15 protein-coding genes are annotated in these 15,362 nt (G+C 73.3%); 4 read left to right on the forward strand and 11 right to left on the reverse strand.

The genetic code is table 11. From position 1 onward, the window contains the following. Window positions 1–28 precede the first annotated feature (28 nt). Together OG896_RS36905 and OG896_RS36910 are read right to left on the reverse strand one after the other, a co-directional pair. Window positions 29–1,411, reverse strand: a complete 1,383-nt coding sequence (locus OG896_RS36905) for a sensor histidine kinase (RefSeq protein WP_329372426.1) — start codon at window positions 1,409–1,411, stop codon at window positions 29–31. 151 nt (window positions 1,412–1,562) lie between these two features. After that, window positions 1,563–2,369, reverse strand: a complete 807-nt coding sequence (locus OG896_RS36910; RefSeq protein ID WP_329372428.1) for an SAM-dependent methyltransferase — start codon at window positions 2,367–2,369, stop codon at window positions 1,563–1,565. 249 nt (window positions 2,370–2,618) lie between these two features. Between OG896_RS36910 and OG896_RS36915 the strand changes: the two genes are divergently transcribed. The 3 genes from OG896_RS36915 to OG896_RS36925 all read left to right on the forward strand — a co-directional run bounded on the left by OG896_RS36915 (window position 2,619) and on the right by OG896_RS36925 (window position 4,631). Next, window positions 2,619–3,410, forward strand: coding sequence for an ArsR/SmtB family transcription factor (locus OG896_RS36915; protein ID WP_329374519.1), 792 nt, complete (start codon window positions 2,619–2,621; stop codon window positions 3,408–3,410). A gap of 51 nt (window positions 3,411–3,461) precedes the next feature. Beyond that, window positions 3,462–4,034, forward strand: a complete 573-nt coding sequence (locus tag OG896_RS36920) for a hypothetical protein (RefSeq protein WP_329372430.1) — start codon at window positions 3,462–3,464, stop codon at window positions 4,032–4,034. A 69-nt stretch (window positions 4,035–4,103) separates the two neighbouring features. Then, window positions 4,104–4,631, forward strand: coding sequence for a flavodoxin domain-containing protein (locus OG896_RS36925; protein ID WP_329372432.1), 528 nt, complete (start codon window positions 4,104–4,106; stop codon window positions 4,629–4,631). Window positions 4,632–5,036: 405 nt separating this feature from the next. Here OG896_RS36925 and OG896_RS36930 read toward each other — a convergent pair whose 3' ends face one another. The 5 genes from OG896_RS36930 to OG896_RS36950 form a co-directional block, all read right to left on the reverse strand. Further along, a complete protein-coding gene (locus tag OG896_RS36930; RefSeq protein ID WP_329372434.1) occupies window positions 5,037–5,441 on the reverse strand; it encodes a nuclear transport factor 2 family protein in 405 nt (134 codons plus the stop codon). A 98-nt stretch (window positions 5,442–5,539) separates the two neighbouring features. Beyond that, window positions 5,540–6,145, reverse strand: coding sequence for a GrpB family protein (locus OG896_RS36935; protein WP_329372437.1), 606 nt, complete (start codon window positions 6,143–6,145; stop codon window positions 5,540–5,542). A 33-nt stretch (window positions 6,146–6,178) separates the two neighbouring features. Further along, on the reverse strand, window positions 6,179–7,513 hold the full coding sequence (locus OG896_RS36940; protein ID WP_329372439.1) for an MFS transporter: 1,335 nt from the start codon (window positions 7,511–7,513) through the stop codon (window positions 6,179–6,181). A gap of 163 nt (window positions 7,514–7,676) precedes the next feature. Beyond that, complete coding sequence (locus tag OG896_RS36945) at window positions 7,677–8,456, reverse strand: aminoglycoside adenylyltransferase family protein (RefSeq protein WP_329372441.1); 780 nt, start codon at window positions 8,454–8,456, stop codon at window positions 7,677–7,679. Between the two features lie 146 nt (window positions 8,457–8,602). Further along, a complete protein-coding gene (locus OG896_RS36950) occupies window positions 8,603–9,337 on the reverse strand; it encodes an alpha/beta fold hydrolase (RefSeq protein WP_329372443.1) in 735 nt (244 codons plus the stop codon). A 95-nt stretch (window positions 9,338–9,432) separates the two neighbouring features. Here OG896_RS36950 and OG896_RS36955 point away from each other — a divergent pair, with 95 nt between their 5' ends. Beyond that, window positions 9,433–10,422, forward strand: coding sequence for a helix-turn-helix transcriptional regulator (locus OG896_RS36955; RefSeq protein WP_329372446.1), 990 nt, complete (start codon window positions 9,433–9,435; stop codon window positions 10,420–10,422). Window positions 10,423–10,424: 2 nt separating this feature from the next. On the opposite strand, the gene OG896_RS36960 is transcribed toward OG896_RS36955, so the two are convergent. From OG896_RS36960 to OG896_RS36975, 4 genes are all read right to left on the reverse strand, one after another. Continuing rightward, window positions 10,425–11,027, reverse strand: a complete 603-nt coding sequence (locus OG896_RS36960) for a hypothetical protein (RefSeq protein ID WP_329372448.1) — start codon at window positions 11,025–11,027, stop codon at window positions 10,425–10,427. 12 nt (window positions 11,028–11,039) lie between these two features. Next, entirely contained in the window at window positions 11,040–12,068 is a 1,029-nt protein-coding gene (locus tag OG896_RS36965) for a LacI family DNA-binding transcriptional regulator (protein ID WP_329372450.1), read from the reverse strand. Window positions 12,069–12,107: 39 nt separating this feature from the next. Continuing rightward, the gene (yicI, locus tag OG896_RS36970) at window positions 12,108–14,384 is read right to left on the reverse strand and encodes an alpha-xylosidase (RefSeq protein WP_329372452.1); all 2,277 of its coding nucleotides are present in this window, start codon (window positions 14,382–14,384) and stop codon (window positions 12,108–12,110) included. A gap of 178 nt (window positions 14,385–14,562) precedes the next feature. Further along, a complete protein-coding gene (locus OG896_RS36975) occupies window positions 14,563–15,327 on the reverse strand; it encodes a carbohydrate ABC transporter permease (protein ID WP_329374520.1) in 765 nt (254 codons plus the stop codon). Window positions 15,328–15,362: the final 35 nt, after the last annotated feature.

The following is a 15,362-nucleotide window of genomic DNA, read 5'->3' on the forward strand; positions in this document are numbered from 1 at the left end:
GGCGGTACGGGCGCCGTCCCGTACGGGGTCAGCACGGCAACTCCGCGGTGATCGTGGTCGGGCCGCCCTCGGGGCTGCTGATCCGCAGCCGGCCGCCGACCGCGTGCAACCGGTCGTCCAGTCCCCGCAACCCGTGCCCCTTGTCCAGTGCCGCGCCACCCGCTCCGTCGTCCGTCACCCGGACCCGCAGGACGCCCGCAGCGTAGCGCAGCCCGACCGTGCACCGGCCGGCGCGGCTGTGCTTGGCCACGTTGGTCAGCGCCTCGGCGACGACGAAGTACGCGGCCGTCTCGACGGCGGCGTCCAGCCGGCGCTCCAGCGGTTCGGCGTCGATCTCGACCGGGACGGTGGAGCGCGCGGCCAGCGCGGTGAGCGCCTCGCGCAGGCCGCGGTCGACGAGGATCGGCGGGGCGATGCCACGCGAGAGGCCGCGCAGCTCCTCCAGCGCCTCCTGGGTCTGGACGATCGCGTCGGCCAGCGCCGCCCTGACCGCCTCCGGCCGGCTGTCGAGGTGGCGCTGGGCGCGGCCCAACTCCATTGCCAGCAGCACCAGTCGCTGCTGCGGCCCGTCGTGGATGTCGCGTTCGAGCCGGCGCAGCGCGCTCGCCTCGGCCGTCACCGCGGCGACGGTCTGGGCGCGCGCGGTGTCGCGTTCCTGCTCCAGCCCGCTGATCCGGCGGCGCACCGCGGTCGCGCCGGACAGCAGCGCCCGCCCGAGCCCGGTCTGGGCGGCGACGCACGCCCGCGTCACCAGCGGCAGGGTGACCAGCACCAGGACGCCGAGCGCGGTCCCGAACGCGGCCCGCTCGGCCGGTGACGCCAGTCCCAGGCTCAACGCGACATGCGAGCGGTCGCTGCCCGCGTACAGGGACATGGGCCGCATGTGCCGCGACCCGGAGGGCGCGTACTGGTAGCGCAGCGCGGCCGTGGCGCCGCTGACGCCGACGAACCACCACAGTGCCGTGACGGCCGCGGTGACCAGGGCGAGGGGGAGTACGACCACCGGGTGCGCCACCTCCAGCCACAGCCCCGGGTCGGCCCCGGCGACCGTCTCCCTCGGCGTGGCCCCCTCCGGACGGAACTTCCTCCGCCCGGCCCCCTCCGGCCCCGCGCCCGGGCGCCGCGCCCCGGCGGGGAGGGGGCGGACCGCGGCGATCCGCCACCGTTCCACGTCGGCGAACCACCGCACCGGTGCCAGTGCCCACGCCGGGACCCGCGGCCCGCCCGGCAGCAGCGCACCGGCCGCCCGGACACCCAGGCCGCCCAGCACCAGCAGCAGGCCGGCCGCGGCGGCCACGGGCGCGGTGAGCAGGTACGACGACTCCACGAGCGCGTGGCGCCCGGTACGCAGGAGATACCGGCCGCCCGGCCGCCACCAGCCCCGAACCGCAGCGGGGAACGACTCGGTCATGGCCGCAGCCTAACCAAGAGTGCCGCCGCCCGGTCCGCCCACGGGGCCGCGGACGCGGCGCTGACCAGGCGGTCAGGCAGCTCACACGGGGCTCACGACTCTCGGGCGGCAGCCGGGGCAGCCGGCAGGCTTCGGCTCGGTCGGCCGCCGCTCAGCCGGTTTTGACGAGTACCGCCTGGAGGAGCCGGGCCCGGTCCTGCTCCAGGTTGCCGAGATACGTCTCCAGCTTCCGCTCGAAGTCCGGGACGTACACCTGCAGCCCGAGCGGGGGCAGCGGCTCGGCCAGGAGCGCGCGCGTGAACGCCGCCGAGTCCGCCGTCAGGTCGTTCCACGCGCGGACCTCGAACCCGGCCGCCCGCAGGATCTGCCGCAGGACCTCCGGGGTCACCAGGTGGCTCAGTTCCGGGCGCTCGGCCCACATCACGGGGAAGCGCAGCGGCCGGACGGGGCCGGCCACCACGTCCCACAGCGCCAGCCGGCCGCCCGGCGCCAGGACCCGGGACGCCTCGGCGTACAGCCGCGCCTTGTCGGCGATGTTCATCTGGACGTGCTGGCTGACGACGACGTCGAACGCGCCGTCGGGGAACGGCAGGTCGAGCACGTCGCCCTCGCGGACGTCGATCAGGTCGCCCAGGCCCGTCCGCGCGTTGAGCCGGCGGGCGGTGTCGCAGTACTCGGGGGTGAGGTCCACGGTCGCCACCTGGCAGCCGACCTGCCCCGCGAGGTGGCGCGCGGTGCCGCCCACTCCGCTGCCCGCGTCGAGCACCCGGTCCCCGGCGGTCACCTCCGCGAGCCGGACCAGGGAGTCGGTCGCGAGGCGGCCGAGGAGGTGGAACTCCTCCAGGAAGTCGAGGTCGGACGGGCTCAGGGAGCCGCCGGGCGGGTGCCCGGCGGCCAGGAGCGCGCGTTCGATCCGGTCCCACGTGCTGCCGGTGGCATAGGGCATGTCGGTGGTCATCCGCGGTGTCCTCGGTGGTCGGCGGGCGGGGACGGGACGGGCAGGACGTCCCGCTCTGACGATACGTCAGGAGGTCGGCCTGGGTGGTGGATTGGGGCATCGGGGCGACCGCACCGGGCGGGCGGGGTGCGGGGCGTCGCCCACCGCCGCGCGGCCGGGCTCGCGGGTGGTGCGGGGCGCGGCGGCGGTCGCGGCTGGCATTATGCAGGTGAATACCTGCATAATGGGGGAGTGAGCTTCCCGAGAGCGATGGACGCGGTGTTCAAAGCACTGGCCGACCCGACCCGGCGCCTGCTGCTGGACCGGCTGCGCGAGCAGAACGGCCAGACGCTGGGCGAGCTGTGCGAGCGGCTGGACATGGCACGCCAGTCGGCGACGCAGCACCTCGACGTCCTGGTCCGGGCCGGCCTCGTGACCGTCGTACGACGCGGACGGGAGCGGCTGCACTACCTGGACCCGACGCCGATCCACGAGATCGAGGAGCGCTGGATCTCGGGGTTCGACCGGCCCCGCCTGCAAGCGATCAGCGCCATCAGGAACCGAGCAGAGGAGTACGCCATGAACGACGCACCCACGACCGTGCCGACCTACGTCTACGTCACCTACATCCGCGCGAGCGCGGAGCACGTGTGGCGGGCCCTGACGGACGCGGACCTCACGGCGCGCTACTGGGGGCACGCCAACGTCTCGGACTGGCAGCCCGGCTCGCCCTGGGAGCACCGGCGGACCGACGGATCAGGCGCCGTCGACGTCGTCGGCAAGGTGATCGAGGCGGAGCCCCCGACCCGCCTGGTCATCACCTTCGAGGACCTCCCCGACGCTCGGACCACCAGGGAGCCCTCGGTCGTCACCTTCCTCGTCGAGCCGCACGAGGACATCGTCCGCCTCACCGTGACCCACGAGAATCTGCCCGACGAGGACATGCGCAAGGGGATCTCGCAGGGCTGGCCGGCCGTGCTGGCGAACCTCAAGTCGCTGCTCGAAACCGGCGACGTGCTGCCGCAGGCCCCCTGGGAGATGTCCTCCGGCGGACACGCCTGACCCGGCCCGCACCGACCGACCGACCGCCCGCACCGACCGAAGGAAGCGGACATGATGGACACCACCCCGCTGCGGGACGCCTACCGCGCCCTGCTGGACGCGGCCGCCACCGTGGCCGATGCCGATGCCGATGCCGATGCCGATGCCGATGCCGATGCCGATGCCGACGCCGACGCCGACGCCGGTTCCGTGCCGCCGGCCGGCGAGTGGAACGCCGACCAGATCCTCGCGCACGTCACCCTCGTCAACGCCGTGACCCTCGCCGCCGTCGCCCTGGTCGCCGCCGGGTCGAGCGCGACCTACGACAACCGCGTCGCGCTCGACCCCTGGACCCTCGCGCGCACCATCGCGCGCGCCGGCGGCAACGCGGGGCTGCGGGACCGCGTCCGCCACCAAGCGGACGCCCTGTGCGCGCTCGCCGGTCCCGCCCTCGGCGAGGCCGAACTCGACACGCAGGTCCCCACGTTGCTGCTGTCCAACGGCGAGCTCCTGGTCGACCGGCCGATGCCGCTCAGGGACCTCGTCACGGGCCTGGCGGAAGCAGAACTGCCCGGCCACACCGCACAGCTCCTGGCGCTGCTGCCGCGGTCGCGCCGCGAGCCCGATTGTTCGATGATGAACTAGAGGCGTACGGAACGAGGGGTGTGCGGAAGCGGAGGCACCGGGCAGCGCGACCGGACGAGGTGAACGCTCATGGGCGCAGACCATCGGGTCCTCGTCGGCTATGCGTCGAAGAACGGATCGACCGCGCAGATCGCGGAGTGGATCGGCGCGCGGCTGCGGGAGCGCGGCCTGGAGGTCGAGGTGCGGGCCGTCCGGGGAACGCTCGACTGCTCGTACTACACCGCCGTCGTCCTCGGCTCGGGACTGTACGAAAGGCGCTGGCTGCGCGACGCCGTCCGCTTCGTCCGGCGGCATCGGCACGAGCTGCTGAGGGTTCCGGTGTGGCTGTTCAGCAGCGGTCCGCTGGACGGGGCCGCCGGGGCGCGGGCGATCCCGCCGGTCGAGCGGGTGGCCCGGCTCGCCGAGCGGGTCGACAGCGCGGAGCACGTCACCTTCGGCGGCCGGCTCGCGGAGGGGGCCGGCGGCCTCGTGGCCCGCCAGCTCCTGGCCCAGGGCAAGGGCGGGGACTTCCGCGACCGCGACCGGATCGTGCGCTGGGCCGACCACATCGCCGACGAGCTGCTCGCCGGGGCCGACACCCCGCCCGCGCGGGTGTAGCGCACTGCGGGTGGAGCGATGCGGGTGGAGCGCCGCGACCACGCGACGCGCCCTGCCCGGGTTCCGGGCGGGGGCGGGTCGCGTGGTGCGCGATGCCGGGGCGGGCCGGCCCTGGGTGCGGTCCTGGGTGCCACCGGTTCGCGCGGCCGACGCTGATGGCGCGTCAGTTCCGATGCGTCAGTTGACCGTGACGTTCACCGTCGGAGAGTGGACGTTCCCGGAGGTCACGAGTACTCCTGGGACGGCGACTTTGTGATCGCCTTCACCAACGTCACACGCGCGATGTCCGCCCGCGTCCCAGGCCGGGCGGCAACCGCCCCACCAGCGCCTCACATATCGCATAGTGGCAGGTGGCGGCATATGCCGGAGCCGAGGATCTTTACCCGCTCTACCCGTCTCCCGGGATCATGCTCCGTCGATGGTCCGGCCCGGCATCGGCTCGGCGAGCGCGATCCGCCCGGCCGGTGCGCGGAAGGGGTCGGCGAAGTACTGCGTCTCGTGCACCACCTGCCGGCCGGCGAACTGCATGACGCTCACCGTGTACGACGGCACACCGTCGTAGGTGATGGTGCACTCGCTCACCCACAACTCGGCGTGGCCGGTGATCCGTCGGACGGTGAAGTGCCGGTCGGCCGGGTGCCCGCCGCGCTGCGCCGCGATCGTCGCGCGGCCCCGGAACCGCTCACCCGACTGCGGGTAGTCGAGGATCGCGTCGGTGGCGTAGAGGGCGTGCTCGGCTTCGATGTCGCCGCGCTCCGAGGCGCGCCAGTGCTCCTCGATCGCCGCCCTGATCAGGGAGTCGGCATCCATGGCACCACCTTTCCGGGGTGCCGCCAGGCTAGGCGCTCCCGGCCGCGTCAGGTGCGGCGGCGGGCGGGGGCGGGGCGGGGGAGTCCTTCTTTCGGCCCCTACGCTCCGGGGCTCACGTCGGCGTGCGGGGTCCAACCGGTCGCGGTGGCCCAGGACTCGGCGACCGCGATGACGAGGTCGACCACGGGGTCCTTGACGTCGGCGTAGGTGCCGACGTCGTTCACGGTGCCGGCGAGCACGCTCTTGAAGCGGGCATAGCCGGGGACCGCCTCCGGGTGGGCCCGGAACCAGTCGCGGAACAGCAGGGCGAGCCGCTCGTTGGGGGCTCCGAAGAGGCGGACGTGTAGATTGACGTCCTCGCCCGCGAGCCCGCGCCGTGACCACTGTCGCTTCGTCCAGCGCTCCCGGTCGTCGTCGAGCCCGGCGGGAACGTGGTCGTGCTGGTAGGAGGACCGCTGGAAACCCCGGTCGGCCAGGGGCCGGTCGAACGCGCGCTCCGCCGCCCGCAGATCGTCGACGGTGACCTGCAGGTCGAAGACCGGTTTGGCGGCCATGCCGGGGATCGCTGTGCTGCCGATGTGCTCGGCGTACCGCGCCGACGGCCCGAGCACAGTACGCAGTTCGTCGGCGAGGGCGAGTCCCCGCGCCTGCCAGCTGGGGTCGGGTTCGACCACGATCGGGGCGAGCGTCACGTCTTCGGGCATGCGACCCAGTGTAGGGAGGCGGCCGGCGGCCCTTTACGAAGCGGCCGCGCTGTCGTTGTCGGTGATCTGCCCGGGCTGCCCGGGCTGCGCGACCTGTTCAGGCTGTTCGGGCTGTTCGGGCTGTTCGGGCGAGGAGGCCACGACGCCCTGCGGCGGGGTGACGGCCGCGGTGATCGCCGCGGCGATACCGAGGAGGACGGCGACGGAGGTGAGCGCCCGCAGGATGGTGATGTGGTCGGCGAGCAGACCGATCGAGGGCGGGCCCGCGAGGAACGCGCAGTAGCCGATGGACGCGATGACACTGACCCGGCCGGCGGCGTACTGCGGCTCGTCGGCCCCCGCGCTCATGCCGACCGGAAAGCCCAGCGAGACACCGAGTCCCCACAGCACCGCCCCGACGAACGCCAGCGGCGTGGCGGGGGCGAACACGAACAGCACCGTGCCCGCGATGCCGAGCACGGCCAGCACGCGGATGACGGGCACCCGGCCGTGGCGGTCGAGCAGCGTGGGCCCGAACCAGCGGCCGAGCGTCATCGTGGACAGGAACGCGGCGAACGCGAGGGTGCCGACCAGCGCCGAGGTGCCGTAGCCGTCGATGGTGGCGATCCCGATCCAGTCGTTCCCGGTGCCCTCGGCGAAGGCGAAGGCGAGCACGAAGACGCCGATCAGCAGCGTACGGGGTTCGCGCCATGCCGCCAGGGCGCTGCGCGCGGCGGGGGCGGGCTCGCCGGAGGGCGCTCCGGACGGCACCTCGGACGGCTCCTCGACCGGGGAGCGGTCGGACACGAAGCCGCGGGTCCCCCAGGGGACGGCCACCGCGACGGCCGCCGCGGCCAGCAACAGGTGCGCGGTGACCGGCACATGGAGGGCGACCATCCCCGCGCCGATCAGCGCGCCCGCGACCGTACCGAGGCTGTAGCCGGCGTGGAAGCGGGACATGATCGACCGCCCGAGGTGCCTCTCGACCAGCGCCCCGTGCACGTTCATCGCCACGTCCCACGCGCCGGTGGCGAAACCGAGCAGGAACAGCCCGGCCACCACCGGGATCGGGCCGCTGGGGTACCCGACGGCGACGGTGGCCAGACCCGCGGACAGCAGCACCGACATGCCCGCGACCGTGCGCCTGGTGCCGATGCGGTGGATGACCGGCCCGGCCATCGGCAGCGCGATCAGCGAGCCCGCGGCGATGGCGAGCAGCACGAGGCCGAGCCGCGCGGGGGAGAGGTGGAGGTGGTCGCGGACCTGCGGAATCCGCGAGGCCCAACTCGCGAACGCGAGACCGCAACCGGTGAAGGCGATGTACGTGCCCCGGACGGCACCGCGTATCTGCGCGGGCGAGGGCACGGCGAGGGCGGGAGTGGACGGCATGGGTGGCGGCTCCGTTGCGGATGGTGGTCGGGCCGCCGCGGTTCCCCTGCTGGCCGGCAGGCCAACCGTAGCAGCCGGCGGCGGGGACCTGGCCGGGTTCTGACGTGCGGAAAACGGCGCCGAGGTCGGGATTCCGGCCCCCGGGCGCGCGCTCTCCCGTCCGCTAGGTCCGCTGGATGCGCGGGGCCCTGGTACGCAACCGGTCGATCTCGCCGCGCACATGGTCCACGTGCGGCCGGGCCCGCGCCCGCAGCGTCGGGCTCCACCGCTCCTCGGCGTACGTGCGGTCGAGGTAGAGCTGCCGGGCGTGTTCGAGGACGGGGCGGTGTTCGGGCGGGAGGCGCGCCAGCGCCCAGTCGGCGGCGGCGTCCTTCGACCTGATCTCGCCGGTGCCGAGCGTGGTCCAGATACGGGCGAAGGTCAGCAGCACGTTGCGGGTGTCGGCCGCCAAGTCCTCGATCAGGCCGGGGATGCCGGCCACGCTCGCCCGGACCAGGTCGGCGTGCGGGACCGGGTCGAGGACCCGCGCGGGGTGCGGACCGGTGAGGGCACGGCCGCCGGCGAGCGCCATGCTGATCAGCAGCGCGAGATCGGGCATCGGCTCCGGGCGGGGCACCTGCCCGGCCAGGTACGCGGCGCGCAGCCACTCGCCGTACTGGAAGTCGCAGGTCGGCGCGGGGCGCCACGGGGTGACCTCGGAGTGGACGACCACGGTGAGTTCGACCGGGCGGGCGCCGTTCGGGGACCCGGAGATCCCGAGCAGGCCGTCGAGCAGCGCCCGCCGCTCCGGGTCGGACATCCACCGCCGGGAGACGACCAGCACGTCCACGTCGCTGGCCGGGCGGAGACCGCCGAGGGTGGCGGAACCGTGCGGGTAGCTGCCGACGACGGCCGGCCCCAGCACGCGCCCGACCAGCGCCACGATCTCCTTCGTCTGGTCCACTCCACCAGTCTCCCCGCTGACCCGGCCCGATCACACAGGATCAACGGTCTGCCGGTGGATCTCCGCCGGCCGTCGCCGGCTCCAGGCGTCCAGCGGGCGGAGCACGTGCTGCGTCGGCGTCGGACGCGCCGCGGGCCCGCGGCGCGTCAGGAGACGGCCGTGTGGAGGACCTCGGCGAGTTCGGTGGCGGCGGACAGCATGGGCCAGTGCCCGGTGGAAATGTCGACTCGTCGCCACGGCGGCTGGTCGAGGAACGCCAGCATCGGCACCCCGGCTTCCAGCAGCGTCCTGAAGTCGTCGCAGGCGACCAGGACACGATCCACCCCGGGGCCGACGGCGACGGAACCGGTGAGCCGCTGCTCGTAAGTGCCGAACGGCTGGGGAACCGCCTGCGCGCGCATGAGGTGGCGCTGCTCCTCGCCGAGTCCCTCCAGGCTGCCGAACGCGCCGAGGGCCTCGAAGCGCGGCAGCGGCAGCCGCCACCCCTCCCCGTGGTCGGCGACCTCTTTGCCCAACTGCTCGGCCACCTGCGGCGGCACGAGGTCCAGCATGCGCATGCCCTCGGCGAGCGGGGCGCTGTCGAGGTGGACCAGACGCTCCAGCCGCGATCCCAGGCGCCCGGCGGCCCCGGTGACGGGCGCAGCGGCGTAACTGTGCGCCACCAGGGTGACATCGTGCAGGCCGTGCTGGTCGACGGCCGCGACGATGTCGTCGATGTGGGTGTCCAGGTTCGTCTCCGGAGTCGCCTCGCCGACGCGTTCGCCGAGCCCCGTCAGCGTCACCGGCAGCACCGTGTGGCCCCGCTCGCGCAGCGCGCGGGTGGTGCCCTCCCAGGCCCAGGCGCCCAGCCAGGCGCCGGGGACGAGTACGAAGGTAGCCATGGGTCTTCTCCCGTTCGAAGTGGTGGAATCCGTGGTGGTGGACGGAGCGTAGGGTCGATGCAGGACAGTTCCCGCCCTGCTTTTGTGAGTGATCCATGTCTCACCCTCTGACGCGTGTGCTCGCCCTGCTCGAACTCCTCCAGGCCCACCCGGGACTCACCGGCCCCCAACTCGCGGACCGGCTGGGCACCGACGTCCGCACCGTGCGCCGATACGCGGCGCACCTGCGGGAATTGGGCATTCCGGTGGAGTCCGATCGCGGCCGTTACGGTGGCTACCGGCTGGCCCGCGGCTACCGGATGCCGCCCCTGGTGCTCACCAATGACGAGGCCCTCGCGGTCGTCCTGGGCCTGCTCGCGGGAGAACGGCTGGGCATGAGCGGCACCGCCCCCGCCGGCCCCGGCGCTCTGGCCAAGATCGAGCGGGTACTGCCGCGGACGGTGCGGGAACCGCTCGCCGCCATGCGCGACGCCCTGTCGTTCACCGCGGGCACCGTCACCGCGCAACTCCCCGCGACCGGAGTCCTGCTGACCCTGGCTCAGGCGTCCCGCTCCCGCCACGGCGTCGCCCTGCGCTACCGGTCCTGGCGCCAGGAACACAGCGAACGCGTCCTCGACCCCTACGGCGTGGTCTTCCACGACGCGCGCTGGTACGTCATCGGCCATGACCACCTCCGCGGCGCCCTGCGCACCTTCCGGATCGACCGGATCGCCTCCGTCGCGCCCCGAGACGCGACCTTCACCCTGCCCGCGGGCTTCGACCCGGTCGCCCACCTCACCGCCACCCTTGCGCAGGCGCCCTACCGCTGGCAGGTCGAAGTCCTCGTCGACGGCCCCCTCGGTGAACTCGCGCGGCGGCTGCCGAACGGCACCGCCACTCTCACGCCCCGGCCCGACGGTGTCCTGATACGGGCCCGGGCGGACCGCCTCGACGGCATGGCCCGGCTCCTCGCCTCCCTGGAATGGCCCTTCACCGTCCACAGCCCGGACGAACTACGCCAATCCCTCCGGGACCTGGCACGTCAGCTCACCGCGGCCGCCGACCGGCCGCCGGAGTTCCCGTCGCACCGCTGCGGCGCCCCGTGACCTCAGAGGCTCGGGAGCCGTGCCATCCAGGCGTCGAAGAGATCCACGTCGTAGTGGGCGCGCCGCACCAGCGGGTGGGTCCGCTCCGGCCAGTGCCGGATCACGTGCCCGGGGTCGGTGGCCTCCAGCGCGGCATACCACTCCGCGAGGGGGCCGGCCAGCCGGAGATGCGACTCGAACTGGCGACGCCGCCGGGTGGTGTCGCCGGCCCGGCGCTCCCGCAGCGCGGCCTCGGACGGCACGACACACGCGACGAGGTCGGCGACGCCGAGGCGGCGCCGGGTGATCGCCTCCCGCGTCAGGCGCAGTTGGCGTGCGAACGCGTCCGCCGCCGAGCTCTGTCCGGCGCGCGCCAGGGTCCAGGCGTAGTGCAGCTTCAACGGGTCCGTGTCGCACACGGCGAGCCCGTGCGCGGCCTGCGTGCGCAGCGCGCGGGCCCAGCGTGCCTCGTTCTGCCGGACCCAGAAGGCGCTCTGCTCCTCAAGGCTCGCCGTCGGGTCCGGTGTGACGTGGCCTGGTTGCTCGCCGACCACCAGCGCCGGCCGGAACGCGCCGGCGTGGGTGCTCTTGCCCGCGGCGCTCGGCCCTTCGACGACGGTGATCACCCCGGCACCGTCTCACAGGGTCGGGGCCGGGGCCGGGGCCGGGGGCGGGGCCGTGGTGGCGCGGGGGGTGAGGTGGGTGGGGAGGATGGTGGTCTCGGGGACTTCGTGGCCCTGGAGTTTGGACATCAGGAGGTCGACCGCGCGGGCGCCGACCTGGGCGGTGGGGATGGAGACGGACGTGATCGGGGTCGCGGCCGGTTCGGCGATCTCGTCGGGGCAGATCGCGGCGACCGAGATGTCCTGCGGGATGCGCAGCCCGAGTGCGGTGAGCGCGTCGATGAGCGGGTGCACGATCGGTTCGTTGTGGACCACGACGCCGGTGAGGTCGGGCTGTTCCCGCACCAGGCGCTCGGCGAGGGTGCGGGCCGCGACCGGGGTGTCGACACAGGGGTGGATGGAGGAGAGCAGGCCGTGCCGGTCGGCGGCCGCCGTGAACCCGGTGGCCACCCGCCGCGCGAACCCGGTCTCGCGGACGTAGACCTCGGGGTGCGAGCCGATCAGGGCGACCCGGCGGTGCCCGAGCGCCGCCAGATGGTCGACGCACGCCTCGGCGGCCTGCTGGAAGTCGAGGTCGACGCAGGTCAGACCGGTCGGGTCGGCCGGGTAGCCGATCAGCACCGACGGCTGGTCCAAGGTGCGCAGCAGCGGCAGCCGGCGGTCGTTCAACTCCACGTCCATGATGACGAAGGCGTCCGCCATGGCGCTTCCGGAGACCCGGACCAGCCCCTCCTCACCCTCGCTCTGGGTGAGGAGGAGCACGTCGTGGTCGTAGTCCCGCGCCGCGGTGACCACCGACGTCGCGAACTGCATGACCACCGGCAGGTGCATGCCCTTGCGCAGCGGCAGCACGAGCGCGAGCACCCGGGCCCGGCTGCTGGCCAGTGAACGGGCGCCGGCGTGCGGCCGGTAGCCCAACTCGCGGATGCTCTGCTCGATCCGAAGCCGCGTCTCCTGGGAGATCGGGCGCTTGCCGCTGAGCGCGTAGCTGACGGTGCTCGGCGAGACGCCGGCGTGCGCCGCGACGTCAGTGATCTTGACCATGGCACTCCCTCGGCCGGCGGCCCACCCTGCGGGCTTCCATCAGAAGCCGGACAGATCGATGGTGACAGTACCCGTTCCGGCCGCGGCCCGGACCGAGGGCCCACCCACCACCTCCACGCCCCACGGCAGCGACGCGTCGGTGGTCTCGGCCCGCAGCGCGTCCCCGTCCCGGACGACGGTGACCTCGACCGCGGCGCCGCCGTCCGGGCGCGGCACGCGCACCGTCCTGCGCTCGCCGTCGGCCGGCCGGAACACCCGCAGCGTCATGTCGTCGGCCCAGACCCGGTCCGGACGGTCGCCGGCCGCGGCGACCGGGACGACGGCGCCGGGGCGCACCAGCAGCGGGACGCTGAGGTAGCCGTGCGTCTCGTGCACCCAGCGCGGCCCGGTGACCTGCTCGCCGGTGCTGAAATGCGTCCAGGTGCCGTCGGGCACGTAGTACGACACCTCGCCGGTGGGGGAGAGCACCGGCGCCACCAGCAGGTCGCCGCCCAGCATGTACTGCCGCTCCAGGTGGGTGCACCCGGGGTCGTCGGGGAACTCCAGCACCATCGCGCGCATCACCGGGACGCCGTCGACGTGCGCCTGGTGGGCGGCCTGGTAGAGGTACGGCATCAGGCGGTGCTTGAGCCGGGTGAAGGCGCGCAGCACGTCGACCGCCTCCTCGTCGAACAGCCACGGCGCCCGGTAGGAGGACGAGCCGTGCAGGCGGCTGTGCGAGGAGAGCATGCCGAAGGCGATCCAGCGCTTGAACAGCCCCGGGTCCGGCCGCCCTTCGAAGCCGCCGATGTCGTGGCTCCAGAAGCCGAACCCGGACAGGCCCAGCGAGAGCCCGCCGCGCAGCGACTCGGCCATGGACACCCAGGTCGACTCGCAGTCGCCGCCCCAGTGCACCGGGAACTGCTGGCTGCCGGCCGACGCCGAGCGGGCGAACACCACGGCCTCCGCGTCGCCGCGGTGCTCGCGCAGCACGTCGAAGACGGTCCGGTTGTACAGGAACGCGTAGTAGTTGTGCATGCGTTCGGGGTCGGAGCCGTCGAAGTAGGCGACGTCGGTGGGGACCCGCTCGCCGAAGTCCGTCTTGAAGCAGTCCACACCCATCGCCAGCAGTGCCTCCAGCTTGCCGGCGTACCAGGCGCGCGCGTCGGGGTTGGTGAAGTCCACCAGCGCCATGCCGGGTTGCCACAGGTCCCACTGCCAGACGCTGCCGTCGGGCCGCTTGAGCAGGTAGCCGCCCGCCTTGCCCTCGGCGAACAGCGGGGAGCGCTGGGCGATGTAGGGGTTGATCCACAGCGAGATCCGAAGCCCGCGCTCCTTCAGCCGGCGCAGCATCCCCTCCGGGTCGGGAAAGACCCGCGGGTCCCAGACGAAGTCGCACCAGTTGAACTCGCGCATCCAGAAGCAGTCGAAGTGGAAGACCGACAGCGGCAGTTCGCGTTCCGCCATGCCCTCGACGAAGCCGGTGACGGTCTGCTCGTCGTAGGAGGTGGTGAAGGAGGTGGTGAGCCACAGGCCGAAGGACCAGGCCGGCGGGAGCGCCGGACGGCCGGTCAGGGCGGTGTACTTGCGCAGGATCTCCTTGGGGGTGGGGCCGTGGATGACGTAGTACTGGAGCTGCTGGCCCTCGATGCTGAAGCCGACCCGGGAGACCTGCTCCGAGGCGACCTCGAAGGAGACCCGGCCCGGGTCGTCGACGAAGACGCCGTAGCCGGCGTCGGTGAGGTAGAACGGGATGTTCTTGTAGGACTGCTCGCTGCTGGTGCCGCCGTCGGCGTTCCACATGTCGACGCTCTGGCCGTTCTTGACCAGCGGCCCGAAGCGCTCGCCGAGTCCGTAGACGCTGGTGCCGACGTCGAGCCGGAGCTGCTCGCGGACGTAGTGGTGGCCGTCGGCGGTCTCCATGAAGCCCATGGACTTCCGGCCGCTGCCGGTCAGGGTGCGGCCGCCGGCGAGAAAGTCCATCGTCCACTCCTCGCCCCGGCCGAAGCGCACGCTCAACGCGCCCGAGGTGAGGGTGGCTTCGCTGTCGGAGACGGCGGCGACGGGCTCGTGGTCGGCGCCGGCGACCGTGAACTGCGGGCTCCTGGGGTGCCCGCCGTCGAAGTGCGTGACGCGGACGCCGATCACGTCCGGCATCGGCGCGGTGCAGTCGACGGTGACGAGCGGGCCCTTGAGCAGGTCGCCGCGGTGCCGGACGGGCTGGGTGGGCGCGTGGACGGTCAATGTGCCCTCGCCGGCGGTGGCGTCGAGCACCTGGGCCGGGTAGGCGGCCGTGACCCCCTCGCGCAGCAGCCAGTATCCGTCGGTGAACTTCATCGTCAGGGCCTCTCCTGGTAGGGCCACCCGCACGCGGGCAGGGTGGGGCGGGGCAGGCTGGGGTGATACGGCGAAGGTGGTGGGTGTGGCGGGGTGGTGTGGCGGGGTGGCGGGATGGCGCGGCGGACGTGGCGGTGCGGTGGGCGGGGGCCGCGGGCGGTGCCGGCGGCCCCTCGCCTCACTTGACCGCGCCCACGGCGATGCCGCGGGTCAGCGTCCGCTGGAAGACCAGGAAGAAGGCGATGGCGGGCAGCGCGCCGAGCAGGCCGGCCGCGTTCGTCATCGTCGCGTCCATCAACCGCTGCCCCTGGAGCACCCCGAGGGCGACCGACACCGTCTGGTTGTCGTTCGACGGCAGCAGCACCAGCGGCAGCAGGAACTCGTTCCAGGTCCAGATGAAGAAGAACACCATCAGGACGCCGAGCGTGGACCGGCTGACCGGTACCACGATCCGCCACAGCACCTGCCAGCTGTTGGCGCCGTCGATCCGGGCCGCCTCGATGATCTCCCGGGGGAAGGCGCCCAGCACCGACGACAGCAGGTAGGTGCCGAACGCCGACTGGATGACGCTGAAGACGATGACCAGGCTCAACCGGGTGTCATACAGGCCGAGTTGCTTGGACAGGTAGTAGAGCGGATAGACCAGGGCCTCCTGCGGCAGGACGTTCGCCAGCACGAAGAAGGCGAGTATCCAGGCGCGGCCCCTGATCCGGCCGATGCCGATCGCGTAGGCGTTGAGGACCGACAGCAGGACGCCCGCCAGGGCCACCGACCCTGAGATCAGCGTGGAGTTGAGGAGCACCCGGCCGAAGTCCACCCGGGTCCAGAAGCTCTTCAGGCCGTCCAGGTAGATCCCGTGCGGCAAGGAGAGCGGGCCGTGGGCGGAGTAGTCGCCGGGCGACTTCAGCGCGTTGTCCAGCACGATCAGCAGGGGCAGCACCATGAAGACGGCGCCCAGGGCGATCGCTGTCAGCGCGG

The organism is Streptomyces sp. NBC_00669 (assembly GCF_036226785.1).
Lineage (GTDB): Bacteria > Actinomycetota > Actinomycetes > Streptomycetales > Streptomycetaceae > Actinacidiphila.